Here is a 22,644-nt window from a genome sequence, read left to right on the forward strand (position 1 = left end):
TTATAGTTTAAGGAGTCTGTCAGTACAATGGCAATACTTCTATGAACAAAGAAAAAAGCAAAAATAAAAAAGCTAAAATGTCAAAGGCTCCCAAAGTCTTGATAGTTGATGATGTTAAAGAAAATAGAATGCTTGCCAGAGTTATTTTAGAAATGGGTAACATAAGCATCTACGAAGCTGAAAATGGGGAAGAAGCTATCAGGCATTTCGAAAAGCACAATCCTGATGTTGTTTTTATGGATCTATGCATGCCGGTAAAAGATGGAGTTGAAGCTATGCAGGCTATTCGGGGCAAGGCAAAAAATGGAAGAAAGGTACCTATTATCGCTTTTACTTCAGGGGAGCATAGAGATTCAAAACCGGAGCTTATTCGAAAAGGGTTTTCAGAATATTTGAAGAAACCGTATCAATCAGAAGAGTTATTTGATAAAATTTCAATTTTCTATCCCATTTCAGAATTAAAAACTGATATTTCCAGTGCTACATTTACTGGGGCTAAATAGTAACTTCTTTTAAATGTACACAATAAGGTTTTACTACAGGTTCAGTTAATGCGATTATATTTTTAGTTTCAGCTGCTTTTGAAAACTCAATGGCCTTTTCATCTTCCAAAATCCAAATACTTTCATTTTTGTATTTATAAGCTTCTGAATAGCTTTGTTCAAAGTTTAAATAATATTTGACAGAATTTTCATCATCAGGAAGCTTGAGTTTCTTTAACGCTTTTTGGGTTTTTTTGAAAATTTCATTTTTAAATTTCTCTGTTGGTTTTTTATCCAAAAAGGTAGTTCTAAAGAGTCCCCGATTCAAAAAACGAAAACTTAAATCAGCTAAAACTTTGTCTTCAGATTTCGCCCACTGTTTTATAGATAAATATATGTCATGGTCGTCAAGATTTGTATAATGATCCATCGTTTTTGGAGAAATCATTTTCTTTGCTGAAGGCTGCTCAATCATAAAATATTTTAAAGAATCAGATGGAAATTCAGGTCTATTTCCATTATCAATGAGGTCTCGAACTCTGCCAAAAATACTCCGGAGAAGACAATCTGCACTGAGTACCGTTTTGTGCTGATACACTTGCATGTACATAAGCCGGCGAGCAATGATGTAGTTTTCAACGGCATAAATTCCTTTCTTTTCAATTACAATATTGCCTTTAAAAACCCGCATGGTTTTCAAAATTCTATTGATCCCAACAGTCCCTTCCGATACCCCGGTGAAAAAGCTGTCTCTCCTTAAATAATCCAGACGATCTAAATCCAGCTGAGATGAGATTAACTGGTGCAAAAATTTCTTTTTATGCTGATTGGTAAAGATTGATATTGCTGTATCAAGCTCTCCATCAAATTCTTGGTTTAGCTTTCTCATGATGGCAAGACTCATCATCTCATGGTTAAAGTCTTTAATTAAGGAATATTCCAGAGTGTGGGAAAGCGGGCCATGACCTACATCGTGTAACAGTATAGCCATGAGTGTGCCGTCGTATTCAGGTTGACTTATAGTAGTATCTTTTTCCCTCAGATTATTTAAAACCCTTTGAGCAAGTTCTAATGCCCCAATTGCATGCGAAAAACGAGAATGTTCAGCCGCAGGAAAAACAAGATATCCCAATCCAAGTTGTCTTATTCTTCTAAGTCTTTGAACATAGGGGTGATCGATTAATCTTAAAATATTTCCTTTTGGCACGGTTATAAAACCATGAATAGGATCATTAAAAATTTTATAGCGGGTACTTTTATCCATTTATGGTATGAATCGAATTAGTTTTTAAAGCTGAGTTAAGATATTCAAAATTAGAAAAGTGTTATTAAGGTTGCTCTGCTAAATCAGGAGAGAAAATGAATCCGGTAAGGCCTATAATCTGTTTGTTATACATCGTAATTATTCATCTTTTTCAATTATCATATCCTCTAAATTTTTGATTTCAGGGAGACGGGTAGGTCGTTGTTTATTTATATCAAACCAAACCCCGGTTGATTCGGCAACGCCAAGCAAATCTTTTGAATCTTCATCGTAAAGTCCCTGGAAAGCAGTGATACTTGAATTCCCAACCTCACTGACACCCGTACCAACCAATATATTGGCCGGGAAAGTAATTTGCTTTAAATACTCAATGGTACATTTTACCAATACAAAAGTCTTGCCATCTGTAAATTGACTTTGCATTTGGCCTACTTCTCCCAAAAAACTAATTCTTGCTTCCTCCAAATACGTATTGAACAAAGCGTTATTAACATGGTTAAGTGGGTCCAAATCTCTGAAACGAACCGGGATCTTGGTCCAGTGATAAAAGAAGTCTGAATTATATTCGGGTCTGATCATAGAAGTAAATTTTTAAGGGAAGATGCGCTTCATATGTGGAAATGACAAATCTAAAACCTAACTCTGCCATGTATATTTCTTATATTTGGAGCAAACAAATTCAAATTCAAAAGTTTATTAATGACAGAGCAAAATAGTAGAAAGTTTCTGGAAGAATTATTGATTACTCCAAGTCCCACGGGCTACGAAAAAGAAGGCGTCAAAGTATGGAAAAATTACGTGGATCAGTTTGCAGATGAAGTAGTAACTGATGCCTACGGATCTTGTGCTGCCAAGATAAATATGAGTGGCGATGTGGCTACCGTTATGCTTGAAGCCCATTGCGATGAAATTGGGATGGTAGTTCAGCACATTAACGAGCAAGGATTTGTGTATATAAATAAATTAGGTGGGAGTGATTCTACAATTGCAAAAGCCAAAAAGGTATTTATTCATAATAAACGAGGGCGTGTAGTAGGAGTAACAGGAAATACTGCCATCCACCTTCAGGATAAAAAGAACGGTGGCGGTAAGCAGCCTGCATGGAAAGATATTTATGTGGACATCGGAGTGTCTAGTAAAGAAGAGGCATTGGAACTTGTTCAAATAGGAGATCCGATAACTTATGCCACAGATACTGAGATTTTAAATGACGATATGTTATCTGCCCGTGCTCTGGATAACCGAATAGGCGGATATGTAATTGCAGAAGCCTTAAAAAAGATCAGGGAAAGAAAGAAAAACCTTAAAGTTAATGTTATTGCCCTCAACTCCGTACAAGAAGAAGTAGGCGGATTTGGTGCCCGCATGATGAGCTATCGTTTTATGCCGGATGTTACTTTGGTCACCGATGTAACACATGCTACAGATACTCCCGGAATTGATCAGAAAGAGCATGGAACCGTCGAATTAGGGAAAGGTCCTACTGTGCAACATGGAGGAGCTAATCATCCGAAAGTAGTGGAATTCATTGAGGAAGTATGTAGTTCGCAAAAAATTGATATACAACATGAAGCGACAAGTGTACGAACCGGAACAGATACCGACAGTATATTTTATCAGCAAACCGGTATTCCGAGTGCGTTGCTTTCAACCCCGTTGCGGTATATGCACTCTCCGGTTGAAGTAGTTTCCATGAAGGATGTGGATACTCTGATAGATATCATGGTTGAAACGGTAATGGCTATGCGACCCGATCAAACATTTGGTGTATTTGAAGATTGATAACATTTCAGCTTTATAATTAAAAAACCCCTGCTTGATACTTGAAGCAGGGGTTTTATTTTTTCAAATATAATTACTGAATTGATATGGAGCCATTCATGGAAGAATGGTTACCACAGAAATAGGAGGCCAACTCATTAGCTAATGATTCCGTAAGAGTAAAACTTACTTCATTTCCGTTTACCTGGAAGTTTATTTCAGAATCAGATTCAAAAGTCCCATCTGAACCGCCTTCGGAAAGTAAAACATCGCCATTGCTGTTTCTAAACTCCAGAGGATGGGAGCTTCCTCCATTATTTACAAATGTGTACTCCTGTCCAACCGTCAAACTGATTTCCGTGTTTTCCGTATCTAGTGGAGCATCTGCACCATCACCTTGTATGTCAGTTACTTCCCAGGCACTTGCTCCAACATTGTTTAGAGTGATTTGGTTGTTAGAAGAGGAGCTTGTATAACTTGGAGGTAATAATACGCCATCAATTATGTGAACGACACCATTTGTTCCCTGTAAATCTACGGTGGTAATATTTACAGATTCGTTTAGGGTTACATTACCGTCGCCATCAATATTTACCGTAATATCTTCGCCCTGAACAGTAGAAACAGTCATGCCATCCTGTAAGTCACCGGAAAGTGCCTCGGCCGCTGCCACGTGATACGTTAAGACTTCAGACACCTGTTCCGAACTCAAACCCTCTAAAGTACTGCTTACTGCATCGAAGGCTTCGTTCGATGGTGCAAATACTGTAAATGGACCGTCGCCTTCTAATGTTGATACGAGTCCTGCATCTGCAACCAAATTAACTAACGTACTAAGGTTATAATTTTTAGATGCAATTTGCACAACATTCTGAAAATTATTGGGCAAAATTACTTGGTCTATAGCGTGAACGACACCATTATTAGTGAATACATCGGCTGCTGTTACTGTTGCTGAACCATTCACTGAAACCTCACCATCCGAGACCGTCACATACACGTTTTCTTCTGTGAGAGAGGCCGGAGCTTGCGCCTCAGCAAGATCACCGGAACCAACTTCAGCCGGTAACACATGATACTGTAAAATTTGAGCCAGTTGCTCCGTCGTTAAACTTGCAAGAAGTCCATCGGGAAGGGCTTCAAATGCTGCATCAGTAGGAGCAAATACGGTGAATGAAGCATCTGTATTTGACAGTGCATCAGCTAATCCGGCATCAACAACGGCGCTGACTAATGTTTCAAAAAAGTACCTCTTCGAAGCAGCATCTACCACTGTACCATAAGCATCGGGTAGAATTACTTCATCAATGGCATGAATTACTCCATTCGAGACATCCACATCTGCAGTAACTACGGCTGATGAACCATTTATAGTTACGTTTCCGTTATTTGCAGTAACAAAAACCTCACCTCCTGCAAGGGAACCTACAGCTTGTTCAGCGCTAAGATCACCGGCAAAAATCTCGCCATTTAATACATGATAAGTCAGAATTTCGGTTAGTTGCTCGTCACTTAAGCTTTGCAGTAAACCTTCAGGTAATGATGAAAAAGCATCATCAGTGGGGGCGAATAAAGTGAAATCTCCCTTATATTTTAATGTCGAGGTTAAACCGGTTTGTTCTACTGCTGAAGTCAGTGTTGTGAAATTACCCAACTCATTGGCTTGATCTATGATATTAGCTTCTCTGTATCCTTCAGGAAGTAATACCGCATCTACAGCATGAATGATTCCGTTTGTAGCTTCAATATCAGCGGTAGCTACATTGGAATACCCATTAATGGTTACTCCACCTTCGGATTCAACCAGTATTTCTTCTCCGAGTAATGTTTGAACATCTTGAGAAGCCTCTAAATCCCCGGATGCTACAGCGCCTTCAACTACGTGAAATTGTAATATTTCTGCCAGCTGATCATCGGTTAAATTGTATAAAGTACCTTCAGGTAAAGCTTCAAAAGCAGCATCGGTTGGAGCGAATACAGTAAATGGACCTGTTCCTTCTAATGCAGCAGTTAAGCCTGCAGATTCGATTGATTGCGCAAGAATAGTGAAGTCCTCACTTTCCTGAGCTGTTTCTACGATATTAAGTTCACCGTCAACTCCATTAGAATTATCGTCGCTATCGTTACCGCAAGAGATAAATGTAAGCGAAGAAATTAACAGAAGAGACAGAAATAACGTCAGTCTTGATGAATAGTTATAAGTCTTCATGAATAGTCATTTTTAATTATAATTGACGTATTCATAATTCAAAAAGACTCTATTGTGTACCTAAAATTTGTTATTAGATTTCTAAAAGGGGAGAAATAAAGAAGACAAATAATCTTGTTAGGTTAATTAATAAAGGATGTTAAATAACCTAAACTTTTGCGGTAGATAAGCTTACATGTGAAAATTTAAGATAATGCTTTTCGAATTCTATTGATCAGAGCCTCATAAAGAGAGGGATAATCTTTTTTCCAATCTGAAAATTCTTCGATGAAAACAGCTTCATATTTTTCAATATCAGCTTGGCGAAAACGATCATATAATTCTTTTGAGAGAAGAGGAAGGTCCCCGGCATAATTAATACAATTTCCGGAGTTAGCATATTTATTCTGAGTTAAGTACAGCGTGTTATCTTCTAAAGAGTCAATTTCACCTAAAAAAACAGATGCCTGTGGCTTGTAGTGAGTATATTTTTGGCCCGGACTTTTTGGGCTTTTAATATCTGAAGAACTAACATATACCTCAGTACCCAAAACTTGTTCAATTTCATCTTTTCCAATTTTACCGGGTCGTAATATCACAGGGTGTTTAGAAGTCAAATCTAAAACTGTAGATTCTAATCCAATCTCTGTTGAACCCCCGTCTATTACCAGGAATTCTTCTCCAAAATCTGTTTTCACATGTTCTGCTTTTGTGGGACTCGGCCGTCCTGACTTATTAGCACTTGGGGCAACCAATGGACCTGTGTGCTCTATGAAATCAAGAGCAATTGTATGGTCAGGCATCCGCAAGGCAACAGTATCTAAGCCTGCAGTTAAAGCATCTAATACATGAGGTTTTTTATTTAGAACAAGTGTTATGGGCCCAGGCCAAAATTTGTTGATCAATATTTCTGCATACTCTGGGATATTTGTAGTGAATTCTTTTACCTGATCCTTTTTTGATACATGTACGATAAGTGGATTATCGGAAGGGCGGCCTTTAGCATCAAAGATTTTCTTAATTGCAGAAGGATTCCATGCATCAGCCCCTAAACCATACACTGTTTCAGTAGGGAAGGCCACTATTTCCCCTGATTTGATTAATCTGATATACGGATTTAAATCAAGCATGAATCTCACTCAACACTAAGACTTTTAAAAACTCAAGTGCTGCTCGCATGTCGGGGATTTCTTGAATTACAAAACGCACGGTATCTTTTTTCTGAATGACCTGGAAATTATCCTGTTTTTCAGTTTCAATTTTTTCGAGTACCTCCTGAAATTTTCCGGAATCGAAAAACTGCTCACCTAACTCAGAATCTTGTTTAGGGCACACCAGCCACATTCGGTCTGCCCTGATGGTAACTTTAGTAAAGAAGTTTCGGGAAGCAAAAAGCTTAATTTTGCTTGCCAAGATCAAATATTGAGCTTCTTGAGGGGCAGGACCAAAACGATCTTCAATTTCTTCTTCCCAGTCATCTATTTCTTCCGGTGTTTTGGCTTCTGATAGCTTACGGTACAGGTTAAGTCTTTCTACACTGTCAGATATATAACTTTGAGGGAGGAGGGCTGTTTGATCAAACTCAACATTTGTTTCAGGGTATTCAACTTCAGTCTCTACCTTATCGAACAGATCACTGAATTCAGACTCTTTAAGCTCCTTAACAGCGTCATTTAAAATCTTGGTATACAAGTCGAAGCCAATATCATTGATAAAACCACTTTGTTCTGCACCAAGTATATCACCGGCTCCACGGATGTCAAGATCGCGCATAGCAATATTGAATCCAGACCCCAAATCTGAAAACTCCTCAAGAGCCATCAAGCGCTTTCTTGCTTCGGGACTAAGCGTTTGAATTGGATTGGTGATAAGATAGCAAAAAGCCTTACGGTTCGACCTTCCAACACGCCCACGTAATTGGTGTAACTCTGCCAGCCCAAAATGGTTAGCATGATTGATTATGATGGTGTTGGCATTTCCAATATCGATTCCATTTTCAACAATATTTGTTGAAACAAGGACATCAAATTTGTGGAGATAGAAGTCGCCTATAATTTTTTCGAGCTGCGAACCTGACATCTGTCCATGCCCAAATCGAACCCTGATATCAGGAACCAGCTTGCGAATCATTTCTGCAATTTCCTCGATATTCTTTACCCGGTTATGAATGAAGAATACCTGTCCACCACGAGATATTTCTTGCAGAATCGCATCGCGAATTAACTCTTCATCAAAGCTGTGAATTTCAGTGTAAACGGGTTGTCGGTTAGGAGGTGGGGTGTTAATTACACTTAAATCCCTGGCGCCCATCAAGGAGAATTGAAGCGTTCTGGGAATAGGAGTTGCTGTGAGGGTTAGAACATCCACTGAGGCACGGAAATTCTTGAGCTTTTCCTTAGCTGAGACCCCAAATCGTTGTTCTTCATCCACTACAATCAAGCCAAGGTCTTTAAATTTGACATCTTTGGAAAGGAGACGGTGTGTCCCTATAACTATATCAACCTCTCCATTTTCTAACTTCTTAATTACCTCTTTTTGTTCCTTAGTACTTCTGAAACGGGAGAGGGCTTCTATACGAACCGGAAATTTCTCCATTCTTTTAATGAATGTCTTGGCATGCTGTTCCGCCAAAATAGTTGTAGGCACAAGCACGGCCACTTGTTTATGGTCTAATACTGCTTTAAAAGCTGCACGTACGGCCACCTCTGTTTTTCCAAATCCAACATCTCCACAAACTAAACGGTCCATGGGGGTCTCACTTTCCATATCGGCTTTAACAGCTTTTATGGCCTCATATTGATCGGGGGTTTCTTCAAACTCAAAATTGGCTTCTAACTCAATTTGCCACTCATTATCGGGTGAAAACTCGTAGGCTTTCTGTGCTTTCCTTTTGGCGTATAGCTTAATTAGATCTCTTGCTATATCTTTTACTTTTTTCTTTGTCTGAGCCTTTTTGCGAGCCCATGAGCCTGATCCGAGCTTCGTAATTCTCGGAGCTGTTCCTTCCTTGCCAGAGTACTTTTGCAGCTTATGCAAGCTGGTGACATTCACATACAGCGTTGAATTTTCCTTGTACTCAAGTACTACAACTTCTTGTTCAGTATTCTTAACATTTATTTTCTTAAAGCCCCTGAATTTCCCAATTCCATAATCCACATGAACTACATAATCACCAATGCTTAGATCTTTCAGTTCTTTGAAGGAAATCCCACCATGAAATCGTCTTCTCTTGGTTTTAGGACGATGATATCGGTTAAAAATCTGGTGGTCGGTATAAAGGGCAATTCCTGCGGGATTAAAAGTAAATCCCTCATGTAAAGATTGCACCACCAATCGGTATTTAAAATCTTGGCTGGCTTCCCCCAATAATTCCTCAAAGCGCTCTCGCTGTCCCTCATTATCACAGAAAATAACAGTGGTTAAATTTTCTGAAGAGTTCTTAGTGATCTGCTCTCTGAGGAGTTTAAAATTACCATGGAAATCCGGTTGAGGTTTAGCCTCAAAAGAAAAGGTATCTTCGTCATTATCAGAAGCTCCAACATTGGCAACATAAATTTGATGGTTGAACTTCTGTAATTCTTTATCAAATTTTTGTTCAGATACATAAAGTTCGTCTGGTGTGAGTAATTCCTCCGCTTTATCGTGACTTTCATATGCTTTTTCAGCTTGCTCAAATAATTCACCAACTTTACTAACTACTAAATCACGATTTGAAGTGATTAGCAATGTGTTTTCATCAAAGTAGGTAAGGAAGTCTGATTTTTGTTTTTCAGGAAGATTTGTAAGATCCGGAATGATCCGAGCCTGATTTAAAAATGAAATGGATCGTTGTGAACCGGTATCAAATTCGCGGATGGTATCCAATTCGTCACCAAAGAATTCTAACCTGAGTGGGTATTCACCTGAATAGGGAAATACATCTAAAATTCCACCTCGTACGGCATATTCACCGGGTTCATCCACAAATTTAACGGGATTATACCCTTGTTCCGCTAACTGTTTTTTGAACTCATCAAGGTCCACATCATCGCCTTTGTTTAGGATGATGCTGACCTCGTTTAAAGCCTCCGGTGGAGCAATTTTATTACTCAAGGCTTCAACCGAAGTAACTACAATTTTTGAGTCGTGGTCGGTGATAGCTTGCAGAGCTTCAGAGCGCTGAACTAAAAGGGCCGTATCCGTAAGCTGTTGTCGATCATATGGTTTAGAGTTCGAGGGAGGAAATAGAATGACTTTTTCCTGGGATATAACATCTAAATCAGCTTTTAAAAACCGAGCGCCTTCATCACTTTCAGAAATAACCAAAACATCGCTGTAGTGACTTCCTAAGCCATCTAAGAGAAAACTGTTTAAAGCCCCAATGCTTTTCTTTAAGGTAAGTTTATTACTCTTTTGGAGTCGGTTTCGGACTTCCTCGAAGCGACCTGAATTTTGTAATTGTTCTTTAACAAAAGAAATGCTCATGAATAGCTAAGAATATTTTTTGATGCAGACTTTTAAGATACGCAGATTATAGAAGGGATGATATTATACCTCGAATCGGAAAACAGAGATTATGTATTCTGAATTCCATTCAAAATGGTCTTCTGAATTAAGAACCCAGCAAATAAAAGTACTAAAGACAAAGCGAGGTATCTTGAATATAAATCTTCATAATCAGTGTAGATAAGTTCTTCAACTTCGGTCTTTTCCAATTCGTCGATTTCATCATAGATGTTTTCTAACTGCTCCGTATCGGTAGCTCTGAAATATTGGCCTCCCGTTAATTCAGCTACGCTTGTAAGCATTTCTTCATCTATGTTTACTTGTACATTTTGATAACGGCGTCCAAAAATAGGATCTTGAATAGGGTAAGGGGCAGTTCCACGGGTACCGGCTCCGATTGTATATATTTTGATGTCGTACGTTAATGCTAAATCTGCAGCTGTTACCGGGTCAATTTCACCGGCATTATTTTGTCCATCAGTTAGTAGAATTATGACTTTGCTTTCTGCCTCACTTTCTTTCAATCGGTTCACAGCAGTGGCAATACCCATTCCTATTGCCGTTCCATCCTCAATGACACCCATTTCTAAATCATCAATGAGGTCTTTAAGCAAGCGATAATCAAGGGTAGGAGGTACCACGGTAAAGCTCTTCATAGCAAATGTAACCAACCCGATGCGATCGGTATTTCTTTGATCCACAAAATCCTTAGCCACTTCGCGGGCTGCTTCAAACCGATTTGGCTTTAAATCTTCGGCTCGCATTGAGGTTGACATGTCCAATACCATGACGATATCAATTCCCTCAGCGTTTTGTTCTACGGTTGTAAGTCGTTCCTGGGGCCGAGCGAGAGCTACTATTAAAAGTACAATACCACCCCACATAAATAGTGCTTGTACCCAATGCAAATGGGCTTTCCAGTTGCCCGGCACATCTTGTAAAAGATCGATGGATGAAAAAAGGAAGGTAGCTTCCTTATGCGCAAAGTATCGGTATAGGTAGAGTCCAATTATGATTGGCAGTATTAGCAGCGCCCAAAACCAGGCCGGATTAGCATATTCCATTACGAGTCCTCCTTTTTAACATCTGAGGGTTTTGGCTTGAACTGATCATCGTATTTTTTCTTTAAACGTCGAACTCTTGCTGCATCCACTTTCTTGGCCTTCTGTAAAAACTCTTCGGCTTCCTCAAAAGTTTTCCAGGCATCGTCAAGGGTGGGGGTGAACTTGGCAAATTTAACGAGATCCGCTTTTCGTAATACAGTTCTTGTTTTGTCAATCATTAGGTCATCAACCCCATATGCATCTAAATACCGAATTAATTCTGTAGACGTAGATTCCAAAGCGGGGATTTTATATAGGACTTCGAAATAAGTACGGATAGCATCCCCAACTTCACTGTAAAATCCTTTGAAATCTTTGGTTTCTGCAATATCAGATTCTTCTTTAATACCATAAAGCTTTTTCTCAAGTTCTTTAATGGGGTGATAGAAAGGTTCAATTTCCGGTTCGGGTTCAGCAGTTTCTTCTGAAGGTTGTTCTCTGAACTTAAACCACCACAGTAGAAATGCTGCCAAAATCAGCAAGACTAAAATCCAAGGCCACCATGCCCTTGGAAAGCTATAAATTGGTTTCATGGGCTTCAGGGTAGAATCGCCGGCCGCAACTACAGATTTAAACCCTATAAGAACAGGGTCAGTGTAAATGGTGGAAGTATCTTCCTCCGAGAGCAATGCAATCGGAAGCTCATCAATTTGCAGATCTTCATTCCCGAAAAACTGCAAATTATATACCAAACTATCTTTGAATTCTGATAACTTATATTGCTGACGGTCAATTAAATCAATGCTTAAAGGAAAAGAAGTGGTGTCAGGAAATACTATATTTTCGTAGACCTGATCAGTTTGTAACGTTAGGGCATATTCAAATGTATCCCCGATTTTAAGGGAATCGGTGTTTACGTTTGTGCTAACTGATTGACTATACAGGTCTGCTGAGAAGACAAAAGAAAATAACAGTATGTACAAATGTAAAGCGCTACGCTTTAACAGGCTTATTTTCATTAATTTCTGGAAAATGGGTTGGGTTAAAATTACAGACTGAAAATATAACAATGAGATGTAAATATTTTGCAAAACTAAGCATCTTCATTTTATGAAAACAGGGCATATTTTCTTATCATTTTGCGATTCTAAATCTATAAACGTCATATGTTCAAGAATAAAACGAGCCTAATAAGCTTAGCACTATTTTCGATTGTTTTCCTGCTTTATATAGCCTACAGCACAGACGGACAATCAACTGAAGACCCTAAACCTCTGCTTATCACGGAATCAAACACTGAAGAGATTAAGGAAGATGTAAACTTAGATGAATTCGGCATTGATGTTTTAAACGCAGAACGGAAACAGGGTAAAGTCAGCAGAAATGAGAGCCTTTATATCATCCTGAGTTCATTGGGACTTGATCCTTTGACCATTCATGAAATCAACCAAACGGCTAAGAGCACATTCAGTTACAAAGATATTAAGCCGGGACAAACATACTATGCATACAAAGATTTAGAATCCGGAACCTATAATAAACTGGTACTAAAAACGGACCTTCTTAACTATTTTGTCTTTGAGTGGGGAGATGAAATTACTGTTAGAAAAGAGCAGAAATCCATTGAATCAGAGTTGGTTACTGTTACCGGTACTATTAATTCTTCTCTTTATGAGTCTTTGATAAAGCAGGGCAGAAGTACGATGATAGGGCTTCGGTTGAGTGAAATATTTGCCTGGCAAATTGATTTCTTTAGGCTATATCCGGGCGACAGTTATAAGGTAATCTATGAAAGAGAATTCGTGGATGGAAAACCATTTCGGGTTGGACAAATACATGCTGCAGAATTCACCAGCAGAAATCAGACATACGATGCTTTCTATTATGAAACCGATGAGAAATTTGGGTTTTATGATGCAGAAGGCAATGGTGTTCAGAAAGCTTTATTAAAAGCTCCGTTTAAATTTTCACATCGTATTAGTTCAGGCTTTTCTTATAATCGTTTTCACCCCGTTTTAAAGGAGGGTCGTCCTCATTATGGGGTCGATTATGCCGCGCCACTTGGAACGCCTGTACTTTCGGTAGGTGATGGCCAAATTGTAGAATCTCAATACCGAGGTGCGAACGGAAATATCGTCAAAATTAGGCATAATGACACATATACCACTGCATATCTGCATTTAAATGGATTTGGGCCAGGTATCAAACGAGGAGTAAAAGTGAAGCAAGGTCAGGTTATTGGATATGTTGGAAGAACAGGACGAGTTACAGGAGTCCATCTGCATTACACAATGTATAGAAATGGCCAACCTGTGAATCCACTTACTATTGAATTACCTTCATCTGAGGGGCTGGAAAGTCAAGAGCTGAAACCATTTAAGGATCACATCCAACAATATATTGAGATGTTGGATCAAGCTGAAAATGAAGAATCAGTAGCTACTTTAGAGAGGTAGGGATATCAATATCTGGAACTTCGGCGGGTAAAGAAGTTCATAAGTGGTTTAACGTAAGATTCATTGGTTTGCACTTCTATGGCATCCACTTTCTTTTTGAGCATTAGGTCGTGGATGTAAGCTTTCTGTTCCATACGTCGAATTTTATAAGCTTTTCGAACTTTTTTACTTGAGGTGTCAATCATTTTCTCTGCCCCCGTTTCCGCATCCCGGATTTTAACCAATCCTACATTAGGTAACTTATCTTCAAGCTTATCGTTTATAATGATACTTACTAAATCGTGCTTTTGATTGGTAATTTGCAGCTGTTTTTCAAAATTATCATCCTGAAAATCTGATGCCAAAACTACAATAGCTCTTCGGTCTAACAGGCGATTTATGTAGGAGAGAGCATCAGCGATGTCTGTTCCTGTGCCGGTTGGTTTGGTGGTAAATAATTCACGTATAAGTCGAAGTACGTGGGTACGGCCTTTCTTAGGAGGAACTACCTTTTCAATATGATCGCTAAATAATACCAATCCAACCTTATCACTGTTTTTAATGGCGCTAAAAGCTAATACAGCACAAAGCTCAATGGCTAAATCCATCTTACTTTGTCTCTGACTTCCAAAGGTTCCGCTTTGGGAGATGTCGATGCAGAGCATCAATGTTTGTTCGCGTTCTTCCTCAAATACTTTAATAAAAGGATCTCCGGTACGAGCAGTAACATTCCAGTCGATTTGCCGGATATCGTCACCGTAAGTGTATGCACGAACTTCAGAAAACTCCATCCCGCGGCCTTTAAAAGCCGACTGATATTCGCCCCCAAACAAGGTATTGACTATACCTTTAGTTTGAATTTCAAGCTTCCGAATTTTTTTAAGTATTTCCTTAGGAATCATAGCGTTTGTTTTATGTGCAACCGAAGATAAGAAATGGGATTTTTAATACAGAACCGGAATCGTAAATATTTGGGAAAATTATTTAGAGGCATGATGGATAGGCTTTTGATTTCGAATTAAACCCTTATTCTTATGGTATAGCAAATCTGCCCTACGTCGTTTTATATATCTGTGGAACTCGTTCAAGCGTCCCGTTTGGACGTATGAAGAGGACTGAAAGTACGCTCCGACGCGGAGCGTCAGGAGCGAGATGAATTAATAGTATTATATAGCAATCAAATAGCTAAATAGGATTATAAATCTATATCAATATCAGCAGATTTATACTTCTTAGGTTCCCATACCGGATAGCTCAGAAATGCCAAAAGCACAATAATTCCAATCCAGTACATACTCCATGCATAAAACATATGATCATCGAGGACGCCCTTCATGGTAAACATATTATAAAAGTCATGAGCTGATTTTGGAAGATTTCCAATAAGGGGCATTCTTCTGGCTACAGCATCAGCGGCATAAGCAGAAGATTCGGTCCAGGCAAAGGCAGTTAGCAATAATCCCAATTGAGCAATTATTCGATTGTAATTCCACCATCCGTAAATGAAAATCAAGAATGGAAGCAGTATTTCAAATAAGGTTCCCCCTAAAATTCCGATAAAACGAGAGCCGAAGATACCAAAGAAAGTGTGACCGGCCTCGTGAACAATCAGTAAAAAATTATCGATCAGAAAAAAGAAGGGAGTGAGTAAAGAAGGATAATCATAAAGCCAGGCGAAAGTAATATCCCATTGTAGGGTCATCCAGAACTGATCGGCTAATACCCAGCAAAAGGGAATGCATACTACTGAAAACCACCACTTCTTAATGTGGGGCAATGCTTTAAGAAATTGTTTTTCTACATCAAAATTCAAAATAACTGAACCATTTGGGCTTCCATTGAGTTGTAATGTTAAGAATTAAAAAGATATAAAATACTTAGTAACCATGAGCAAACCACTTAACGTAACGCAAAAACTAATAAAAGATCATTTGGTAGAAGGGGAAATGATTCCCGGAGAAGAAATTGGACTTCGAATTGATCAAACTCTAACCCAAGATGCAACGGGTACTTTGGTGATGTTGGAGCTTGAGGCTATGGAGCTGGATGATGCAAAGACAGAGCTTTCGTGCCAATATGTAGATCATAATCTCCTGCAAACTGATTTCAAAAATCCCGATGATCATTTATTTCTTAAATCTGCAGCTGAGCGTTTCGGTATGTGGTTTTCACGTCCGGGTAATGGAGTTAGTCACCCGATTGAAACAGAACGATTTGCCATTCCGGGAAAAACGCTTGCCGGGTCTGACAGTCATACTCCCGCTTCAGGTTGTATGGGAATGTTAGCCCTTGGAGCCGGTGGACTGGATGTTGCCTTTGCGATAGCAGGTGAGCCTATGCATATCAAAATGCCGAAAGTATTGGGGGTTGAATTGAAAGGAAATTTACCTGATTGGGTAAGTGCCAAGGATGTAGTCCTTGAAATGCTTCGCCGTTATGATGTTGATGGAGCCACCGGCTATGTGATAGAATATTACGGGGAAGGCCTGAAAAATTTATCCACCATGGATCGACATGTGATTGCGAATATGGGTACAGAAATGGGCGCTACAACTACTGTTTTCCCAGCTGATGAGGAAATTAAGCGGTTTATGACTTCCCAAGGTCGGGGCGATGAATTTGTAGAGCTAATTGCCGATAAAGGTGCTGAGTATGATAAATACGAAGAGTTAATCCTGGATGATGTAGAACCATTAATTGCCCTCCCAAGCAGTCCCGGTAACGTAGTTCCGGTGCGGGAGGTAGAAGGCAAACCGATTTACCAAGCATATGTAGGATCATCAGCCAATCCCGGTTACAGAGATTTTTGGATGGCTTCTGAAATTGTGAAGGGTAGAACTGTAGATCAGAATGTATCTTGGGATATCAATCCAACTTCCCGTCAGATTATCGAAAATATGGTGAAGAATGATGTGATGTTTAACCTTGTACAATCCGGAGCCAGAATACATCAGGCAGGTTGTAACGGTTGCATTGGTATGGGACAAGCACCAGCTTCAGGACAAAACAGTTTGCGAACTGTTCCACGAAATTTTCCAGACAGATCAGGTACCAAAGAAGATTCAGTTTTTCTGGTAAGTCCTGAAACGGCTGCCGCTTCAGCTTTGACAGGCAAGATAACCGATCCAACTGATCTGGAGGAACTCTATGGTATGGAATATCCTCAGTTTGAAGAGCTTGAGAATCCGATCGTTAATACAGAAATGTTAACGGAGCCGGTTCCAATGCAAGAAAGGGGCGAAATCAAGAAAGGACCAAATATCTCAACCATGCCGGATTTTGATGAATTAAGCGATTTTGAAGTTCCCGTTTTGTTGAAGATGGATGATGATATATCTACGGATGAAATACTAAGAGCAGGCGCGGAAGTGTTACCCTTTCGAAGCAATATCCCGGAAATAAGTAAATTTACACTGGATGTAGTTGACAAAAACTTCCACGAACGAGCTCTAAAAGCTAAAGATGACCACGGTGGTCATGTAGTTGTTGCCGGCGAGAATTACGCACAAGGCTCAAGCCGAGAGCACGCAGCCATTGCACCCCGTTATTTAGGTCAGCGAGCTGTAATTGCTAAAAGTTATGCACGTATTGGCTGGCAGAATTTAGTGAATTTTGGAATTCCTCCATTTGAGTTTATCAATGACGAAGATTACGAAGACATAGATAAGGGTGACATTCTAAAAACGCAAAACATCCGAGCCAGTATTGAAAGCGGTGATACTGCTAAACTCATTAACGTGACTAAGGGGAATGAATATACTGTGAGGCATCAGCTAAGTGACCGACAGCGTGAGGCTTTACTGGATGGTGGCGTAATCAATACCTTCAAAAAAAAGAAAGCTTCTTGATATATCTATGAAATCCATCTTTCTGCCTGTAATAGAAGTTTGGGGATTTGGAAAAGATTCCTGGCGGGGTGATGGATTTATTGGATTCTCGTCTAACAACTCGTGCAGACGCTCTGCGTCGGCACGTATGGATTGAAAAAACTTTATACGCTCCGACGCTGAGCGTCAGGAGCGAGGCGGAGTTGTTACGGAAGATTTTTGAATTTCTTAACTGCCTTTAAAAAATGCTGCCAAATAATGCTGAAATTTAGCATTGCATCAGGGTCATCTTTATTTACCCTTTGTTTTTGCAGATAAGCTCTTTTGCGGCTGACTTTTCCGAGATCTTTCAGAAAATGAAGATGCGCTTTGGCAACTGCCCACCATTCTTTAGGTTTTCCTTGGGCTAATGCTTTCCAGGCTGCTACAATATCAAGAAGAATTCGAATACCAAATCGTTTTCTGAGACTAAAAGAGGAATAATTCTTCCAAAGCATAAAGAGACTATTTCGGAAATTATAATACACTTTACGTGGAGAACCCATGGGTAGTGAACCTCCTCCAAGATGATACACAACGCTGTCAGGGGCATACCCAATTTGATATCCAAGGTTTTGCAACCTCCAACAGAGGTCAATTTCTTCCATATGGAATTCAAAATCTTCATCAAAACCGCCGGTTTCCCGGAATAAGTCTTTACGAATGGCTAAGGCTGCCCCCGATGCCCAGAATAGATTCCTATTGTTGTCATATTGTCCTTCATCTTTTTCGACTTCTTCAAAAATACGTCCCCGACAAAATGGATACCCATACTTGTCAATAAATCCACCTGCTGCACCGGCATATTCGAACTTTTCAGGTTCCTTATCACTTAACATTTTGGGTTGAACAGCTGCTGTCATATCATCTTTAAAAGCCTTATTGATGCCATGAAGCCAGTTTTTGTCAACGCGTACATCATTATTTAAAAACAGTAAAATTTCTTTTTCAGTAAAAGGAACAGCTCTGTTATTTCCGCCACAATAGCCGTAATTTCGGTCAAAGGTTGCTATTTTAACATCAGGATAGGTTGACTTGATCCACTGTTTGGAGCCGTCATCAGATGCATTATCAGCAATGATGATTTCAAAATCAGGATACTCAGTTTCAACTACAGACGGAAGGTAATTCTTGAGATGATTGAGTGCATTCCAGGTTACGATGATGATGCTAAAGCCTTTCAACGAATGAATAAAGTTTTGTGAATATTTGTTAGCTAATAAATTGGTAGTTTTTCATAGCTGCCTTCAGTCTAAGATGATACAAAAAGTATGATCAAAATAGGGCTTATTTCAGATACCCATAATTATCTTGACCCACAGGTTTTTGAATATTTCAAAGATCGGGACGAAATTTGGCATGCCGGAGATTTTGGAAGCTTGGAAATTGCTGAAAAGTTAGAAGAAATAGCTCCTGTGATTGGAGTGTATGGCAATATTGATGGAGAAGATATCAGGTCAGAATATCCGCTGCACCAGCGGTTTGAAAGAGAAGGGCTTTCGGTGTGGATGACTCATATTGGGGGCATACCGGGACGCTATTGTATCCCAATTCGCAAAGAATTAGAAGAGAATCCGCCCCAACTTTTTATTTGCGGGCACTCTCATATACTAAGAATATCGAGAGATCAGGAGTTGGATAAGATGTTATATATGAATCCCGGAGCAGCGGGTAAACAGGGGTTTCAAAAGCAGCGTACTATAATAAGATTCGAAATAATTGAAGGGAAAATTCACAATGTTGAAGTGATAAACCTGGATGTGGAACAGGAAGAAGCTGCTGAATAGTTAATACTTACCTTTTGCTATCTATCCTCGTGCCTCTCGATTAACGTAATAGCATTAAAAGCTGATTGTATTACCAATGGAATTCCGCCCCCCGGATGGGTTGAACCTCCCACAAAATATAGATGTTCAATTTCCCCGGACTTGTTTCGAGGCCTAATAAATGCTGAAATTTTACTATTTGATGAAGTTCCATAAATGCTGCCTTTATTTGAACGGTACTTAGTATAAAATTCAACAGGTGTAATGGAAGATCTGTACACTATGTGGTTTGATAGATTTGTTAAACCTCTTTTTTCAAGCTCTTTTATTATTTTATCACCATAAGAATGTTCGTTCTCATCCCAGTTATACTGTTCTGATAAATAGGGAGCATTTATCAAGATGAATAAATTAGAACCATTCTCGGGTGCATGATCCGGATCAGAATAGGAGGTATTGGCAATATAGATTGTTGGATCATCCGGCATCACCTTCTCTTCAAAAATTTGCCTAAACTCTTTCCTATAATCATCTGAGAAAAAGATGTTGTGATGTACCAGCTTATCGTAGCTTCTATTGATACCCAAGAGTAAAACAAAACCGGAGCAGGAGGGTTCAATAGACTTTGCTTTATTTAATTTCCGTGAACTGAGAAATTCTTGAGGTATTAAATGCGTAATGGTTTCAGTAGCATCGCTGTTAGAAATAATGATATCTGAGTTTATACAAGAGCCGTTCGAAAGTTCTATTCCGGCTGCCTTTTTATTGTTTACTGATATTGAATTAATTTCAGACTGAAATTCAAATTTAACACCCAACGATTCTGCAAGTTTCTGTAATGCTTCGGCTACTTTGTATAATCCGCCTTTCACGTAAAACCCACCCTGATTAATTTCAACATGCGGGATAACATTCAGTGTTGCAGGTGCTTGATAAGGGGAGGAGCCGTTATAAGTTGTGAAACGCTTAAAGAATTTGCGCAGGTAGGACGACTGAAACCTTTCTTCTACTCTTTGGCTGACGGTGGAAAAAGCATCAATTCCGAAAAAACTTAATAAATCAAGTTCTTTTAGATCTTGAAATTCATAAAGAGGATTGAAAATAAATGCATCTGCTGTTTTATCGTATAGGTTCTCAGCATATTTTAGAAATTCGATATATGCTTCGGAATCTTGCGGGGCAAAGCCTTTTATTTCTTGAAGTGTTCTGGAAAGTTCATCGTAATTATTGAAAACAGTACCATCGGGGTAAAAATACCTGCAAATCGGTTCAAGGGGCATTAAATCAAGATAATCATGCATGTTGGCATCACATTCCTGAAACAATTTCTCAAGTATGAAAGGCATAGTCAGCAGGCTTGGGCCGGTATCAAAACGAAAGGGACCTGAGGTTACTTGGTTCATCTTACCGCCCACTTGTTCGTTCTTTTCAAAAACAGTGACTTTGTGTCCTTTGGCAGCCATAAGACATGAAACAGCCAATCCCCCTAATCCGGCTCCAATTACAGAAATTTTCATAGATAGCCTAAAACTCTAAATAGTGAAGGGAACCCCATTTATTATTCTTCTAAGATTTTATTTTCAATCTTTTTTAATGAATTTCTGATTTGTTCCAAAAGATCAGAAGTAGATTCACTTGATTCTGCTGCAGGAGATTGAATATCCGTTACAATATCTCTTTGAGTAAACACTTTATTGCGGAACTCAGAGGCATCAATTATACCTATTAAAGATAAGTCTGATGAAGTCTGTCCTGTATTTCCTGCTGTTTCAATTTTAAGAATACTCAAACCAAAATATTTCAGCAACGGGCCTTCTTTAAAGGTTAGATCCTGAATTTTGTCAAGTGGAATGGTTCGTTCCGTTTGAAACAGATATCCTTTTTTAAATCGAAGGGATCGAGTGGTTAACTCACATTCAAGTAACTCAAAATAGCGATTAAGGTATAGTTTACCGAAAATCAACCAGAAAGGAATGATCGGGATCAGAAAGATAGATAGCAGACAAATTAAGCTTCCGTACCAAAGAATATAGGTCTTGATTTTGGGATTGAATTCAGCCTTTTGAAGTACTCTTGTCTTTGATTCCATTCGTTCAGATATATGTTATAAGTTTATTTTAAAAAGACTTCATTATTACTAAATCATCCATTAGCTAAAAATATCTGTCAATACGTACAAAATTTAGTTAGAACGTTCATCTTCAGCTTTAATGAAATCCATTGCGGCTGAATTCATGCAATACCGAAGTCCGGTTGGCTGAGGGCCGTCGTCAAAAACATGGCCAAGATGTCCACCACAATTAGAACAAACGATCTCAATTCGTGTCATGAAGAAACTTTTGTCTATACGCTCTTCCACCAGTGAATCTGCAATAGGACGCCAATAACTGGGCCAACCGGTTCCACTGTCATATTTATGCTCAGAGCTGTATAGTTTTTGTCCACATCCGGCACATACGTAGATCCCTTTCTCCTTATTGTTGTCATATTCATTCACATAAGGGAGTTCAGTGCCTCCGCCTCTTAAGATTCGATATTCTTTTGAAGTTAAAATCTCTTTCCACTCGGTATCGGATCTTTTAAAAGTAAAATCTCCTCCACCTTCCGGAAGTGTGTCATTATCTGCAATGTTAACCGCTGTAGCATGAATAGGAACTCCCGGGACTTTTTTGATGGAATCATCGGGCTTATTAATCGCTATAACAAGTACTGTGGTAAGGAATAAAATCCCAAATATGGCTGCGTATTTCATAATTAGTAATGTTCGATATTTTGACAATTAATACAATCACATCACTAAACAGTACGAATTCAATTATAGTTTAGATTGTGACCAAATAATCCACAGTATTTTAAAACATTACCAGTCTATATCCCAATTATTGAACTCATCTTTAAATCGGGCCGGGGCTTTCTGTTTAAATAATCGTATTCCTGCTGTGAAGCCAACCCAAAACTGATATTCTCGTCCTTTTCTTTCCGGAGACCATAAGCTGTACCATGAATAATCCTCAGCTCCGTTTACCCGCGATACTTGCATATTGAAGGAGGGACCACCATAAATCGAAAATCCATTTGCTAATCTTTTTCCAAGTAAAAATTTATAGTTATAAATAAGGTTTAGATCTTTAGACCATTCATTTTCAAATTGATGCGTCACGGCAAACTCCTGATTCACAAACATAGATTCATCTTTCCAATTTCTGAACGAATCCTGGATGTTTTTTTCAAGTCCCACAGCCAAGCCAACACGATATACATCACGATCTAATAAGGTAGGGTCTTATGAAGCAAACGAGTCAAAGCGGATCGTCTCTGAGTCGTTTAAGCAATATGTGATATAAGTTATGATTG

General features: G+C 39.0%; 19 protein-coding genes. 5 read left to right on the forward strand and 14 right to left on the reverse strand.

The features are described 5' to 3' along the window. The first annotated feature begins 77 nt into the window (after positions 1 to 77). Positions 78 to 503, forward strand: coding sequence for a response regulator (locus tag RI561_RS09660; protein WP_395080027.1), 426 nt, complete (start codon positions 78 to 80; stop codon positions 501 to 503). Here RI561_RS09660 and RI561_RS09665 read toward each other — a convergent pair. Together RI561_RS09665 and RI561_RS09670 are read right to left on the reverse strand one after the other, a co-directional pair. Further along, on the reverse strand, positions 496 to 1,746 hold the full coding sequence (locus tag RI561_RS09665; protein ID WP_395080028.1) for an HD domain-containing protein: 1,251 nt from the start codon (positions 1,744 to 1,746) through the stop codon (positions 496 to 498). The two genes, RI561_RS09660 and RI561_RS09665, sit on opposite strands and share 8 nt — an antisense overlap. A gap of 138 nt (positions 1,747 to 1,884) precedes the next feature. Next, positions 1,885 to 2,325, reverse strand: a complete 441-nt coding sequence (locus tag RI561_RS09670) for an acyl-CoA thioesterase (protein ID WP_395080029.1) — start codon at positions 2,323 to 2,325, stop codon at positions 1,885 to 1,887. Positions 2,326 to 2,445: 120 nt separating this feature from the next. Here RI561_RS09670 and RI561_RS09675 point away from each other — a divergent pair, with 120 nt between their 5' ends. Continuing rightward, complete coding sequence (locus tag RI561_RS09675; RefSeq protein ID WP_395080030.1) at positions 2,446 to 3,528, forward strand: M20/M25/M40 family metallo-hydrolase; 1,083 nt, start codon at positions 2,446 to 2,448, stop codon at positions 3,526 to 3,528. Positions 3,529 to 3,601: 73 nt separating this feature from the next. Here the strand turns inward: RI561_RS09675 and RI561_RS09680 are convergent, their stop codons facing one another. The 5 genes from RI561_RS09680 to RI561_RS09700 all read right to left on the reverse strand — a co-directional run bounded on the left by RI561_RS09680 (position 3,602) and on the right by RI561_RS09700 (position 12,242). Next, the gene (locus RI561_RS09680; protein WP_395080031.1) at positions 3,602 to 5,716 is read right to left on the reverse strand and encodes a fasciclin domain-containing protein; all 2,115 of its coding nucleotides are present in this window, start codon (positions 5,714 to 5,716) and stop codon (positions 3,602 to 3,604) included. A gap of 185 nt (positions 5,717 to 5,901) precedes the next feature. Continuing rightward, positions 5,902 to 6,825, reverse strand: coding sequence for an L-threonylcarbamoyladenylate synthase (locus tag RI561_RS09685; RefSeq protein ID WP_395080032.1), 924 nt, complete (start codon positions 6,823 to 6,825; stop codon positions 5,902 to 5,904). Then, positions 6,818 to 10,159, reverse strand: a complete 3,342-nt coding sequence (mfd, locus tag RI561_RS09690) for a transcription-repair coupling factor (RefSeq protein ID WP_395080033.1) — start codon at positions 10,157 to 10,159, stop codon at positions 6,818 to 6,820. The genes RI561_RS09685 and mfd overlap by 8 nt, the downstream gene beginning before the upstream one ends. Positions 10,160 to 10,248: 89 nt before the next feature. Next, positions 10,249 to 11,244 (reverse strand): VWA domain-containing protein, encoded by a 996-nt coding sequence (locus tag RI561_RS09695; RefSeq protein WP_395080034.1) that lies wholly within the window; start codon positions 11,242 to 11,244, stop codon positions 10,249 to 10,251. After that, positions 11,244 to 12,242, reverse strand: coding sequence for a hypothetical protein (locus tag RI561_RS09700; RefSeq protein WP_395080035.1), 999 nt, complete (start codon positions 12,240 to 12,242; stop codon positions 11,244 to 11,246). Before RI561_RS09700 ends, RI561_RS09695 begins: the two co-directional genes overlap by 1 nt. Positions 12,243 to 12,389: 147 nt before the next feature. On the opposite strand from RI561_RS09700, the gene RI561_RS09705 reads away from it, so the two are divergent. Beyond that, the gene (locus tag RI561_RS09705) at positions 12,390 to 13,679 is read left to right on the forward strand and encodes a peptidoglycan DD-metalloendopeptidase family protein (protein WP_395080036.1); all 1,290 of its coding nucleotides are present in this window, start codon (positions 12,390 to 12,392) and stop codon (positions 13,677 to 13,679) included. A 5-nt stretch (positions 13,680 to 13,684) separates the two neighbouring features. Here the strand turns inward: RI561_RS09705 and RI561_RS09710 are convergent, their stop codons facing one another. Both RI561_RS09710 and RI561_RS09715 read right to left on the reverse strand, forming a co-directional pair. Then, positions 13,685 to 14,560, reverse strand: coding sequence for a DUF58 domain-containing protein (locus RI561_RS09710; protein ID WP_395080037.1), 876 nt, complete (start codon positions 14,558 to 14,560; stop codon positions 13,685 to 13,687). A 293-nt stretch (positions 14,561 to 14,853) separates the two neighbouring features. Further along, the gene (locus tag RI561_RS09715) at positions 14,854 to 15,471 is read right to left on the reverse strand and encodes a hypothetical protein (RefSeq protein WP_395080038.1); all 618 of its coding nucleotides are present in this window, start codon (positions 15,469 to 15,471) and stop codon (positions 14,854 to 14,856) included. 73 nt (positions 15,472 to 15,544) lie between these two features. On the opposite strand from RI561_RS09715, the gene RI561_RS09720 reads away from it, so the two are divergent. Further along, entirely contained in the window at positions 15,545 to 17,506 is a 1,962-nt protein-coding gene (locus tag RI561_RS09720; protein WP_395080039.1) for an aconitate hydratase, read from the forward strand. Positions 17,507 to 17,691: 185 nt separating this feature from the next. On the opposite strand, the gene RI561_RS09725 is transcribed toward RI561_RS09720, so the two are convergent. Then, a complete protein-coding gene (locus RI561_RS09725; RefSeq protein ID WP_395080040.1) occupies positions 17,692 to 18,708 on the reverse strand; it encodes a glycosyltransferase family 2 protein in 1,017 nt (338 codons plus the stop codon). 87 nt (positions 18,709 to 18,795) lie between these two features. Between RI561_RS09725 and RI561_RS09730 the strand changes: the two genes are divergently transcribed. Beyond that, positions 18,796 to 19,311: a metallophosphoesterase family protein gene (locus RI561_RS09730; protein WP_395080041.1), complete on the forward strand. Its 516-nt coding sequence runs from the start codon at positions 18,796 to 18,798 to the stop codon at positions 19,309 to 19,311. Positions 19,312 to 19,328: 17 nt separating this feature from the next. Here the strand turns inward: RI561_RS09730 and RI561_RS09735 are convergent, their stop codons facing one another. The 4 genes from RI561_RS09735 to RI561_RS09750 form a co-directional block, all read right to left on the reverse strand. Then, on the reverse strand, positions 19,329 to 20,807 hold the full coding sequence (locus RI561_RS09735) for a phytoene desaturase family protein (RefSeq protein ID WP_395080042.1): 1,479 nt from the start codon (positions 20,805 to 20,807) through the stop codon (positions 19,329 to 19,331). A gap of 41 nt (positions 20,808 to 20,848) precedes the next feature. Next, positions 20,849 to 21,379 carry a PH domain-containing protein gene (locus RI561_RS09740; protein ID WP_395080043.1) on the reverse strand — a complete coding sequence of 177 codons (531 nt, stop codon included), beginning with the start codon at positions 21,377 to 21,379 and terminating at the stop codon, positions 20,849 to 20,851. A gap of 93 nt (positions 21,380 to 21,472) precedes the next feature. After that, entirely contained in the window at positions 21,473 to 22,042 is a 570-nt protein-coding gene (msrB, locus tag RI561_RS09745) for a peptide-methionine (R)-S-oxide reductase MsrB (RefSeq protein ID WP_395080044.1), read from the reverse strand. Positions 22,043 to 22,150: 108 nt separating this feature from the next. Further along, complete coding sequence (locus RI561_RS09750) at positions 22,151 to 22,528, reverse strand: hypothetical protein (RefSeq protein ID WP_395080045.1); 378 nt, start codon at positions 22,526 to 22,528, stop codon at positions 22,151 to 22,153. Between the last annotated feature and the right edge of the window lie 116 nt (positions 22,529 to 22,644).

This window comes from Gracilimonas sp., assembly GCF_031581265.1.
Classification (GTDB): domain Bacteria; phylum Bacteroidota; class Rhodothermia; order Balneolales; family Balneolaceae; genus Gracilimonas.

What these genes read in the sequence shown, in the direction of transcription:
- RI561_RS09735 (WP_395080042.1), bottom strand. Translation starts at nt 20,807, where the DNA reads ATGAAAATTTCTGTAATTGGAGCCGGATTAGGGGGATTGGCTGTTTCA.
- RI561_RS09705 (WP_395080036.1), top strand. Translation starts at nt 12,390, where the DNA reads ATGTTCAAGAATAAAACGAGCCTAATAAGCTTAGCACTATTTTCGATT.
- RI561_RS09665 (WP_395080028.1), bottom strand. Translation starts at nt 1,746, where the DNA reads ATGGATAAAAGTACCCGCTATAAAATTTTTAATGATCCTATTCATGGT.
- mfd (WP_395080033.1), bottom strand. Translation starts at nt 10,159, where the DNA reads ATGAGCATTTCTTTTGTTAAAGAACAATTACAAAATTCAGGTCGCTTC.
- RI561_RS09700 (WP_395080035.1), bottom strand. Translation starts at nt 12,242, where the DNA reads ATGAAAATAAGCCTGTTAAAGCGTAGCGCTTTACATTTGTACATACTG.
- RI561_RS09695 (WP_395080034.1), bottom strand. Translation starts at nt 11,244, where the DNA reads ATGGAATATGCTAATCCGGCCTGGTTTTGGGCGCTGCTAATACTGCCA.
- RI561_RS09660 (WP_395080027.1), top strand. Translation starts at nt 78, where the DNA reads ATGTCAAAGGCTCCCAAAGTCTTGATAGTTGATGATGTTAAAGAAAAT.
- RI561_RS09710 (WP_395080037.1), bottom strand. Translation starts at nt 14,560, where the DNA reads ATGATTCCTAAGGAAATACTTAAAAAAATTCGGAAGCTTGAAATTCAA.
- msrB (WP_395080044.1), bottom strand. Translation starts at nt 22,042, where the DNA reads ATGAAATACGCAGCCATATTTGGGATTTTATTCCTTACCACAGTACTT.
- RI561_RS09720 (WP_395080039.1), top strand. Translation starts at nt 15,545, where the DNA reads ATGAGCAAACCACTTAACGTAACGCAAAAACTAATAAAAGATCATTTG.
- RI561_RS09685 (WP_395080032.1), bottom strand. Translation starts at nt 6,825, where the DNA reads ATGCTTGATTTAAATCCGTATATCAGATTAATCAAATCAGGGGAAATA.
- RI561_RS09740 (WP_395080043.1), bottom strand. Translation starts at nt 21,379, where the DNA reads ATGGAATCAAAGACAAGAGTACTTCAAAAGGCTGAATTCAATCCCAAA.
- RI561_RS09675 (WP_395080030.1), top strand. Translation starts at nt 2,446, where the DNA reads ATGACAGAGCAAAATAGTAGAAAGTTTCTGGAAGAATTATTGATTACT.
- RI561_RS09680 (WP_395080031.1), bottom strand. Translation starts at nt 5,716, where the DNA reads ATGAAGACTTATAACTATTCATCAAGACTGACGTTATTTCTGTCTCTT.
- RI561_RS09670 (WP_395080029.1), bottom strand. Translation starts at nt 2,325, where the DNA reads ATGATCAGACCCGAATATAATTCAGACTTCTTTTATCACTGGACCAAG.
- RI561_RS09730 (WP_395080041.1), top strand. Translation starts at nt 18,796, where the DNA reads ATGATCAAAATAGGGCTTATTTCAGATACCCATAATTATCTTGACCCA.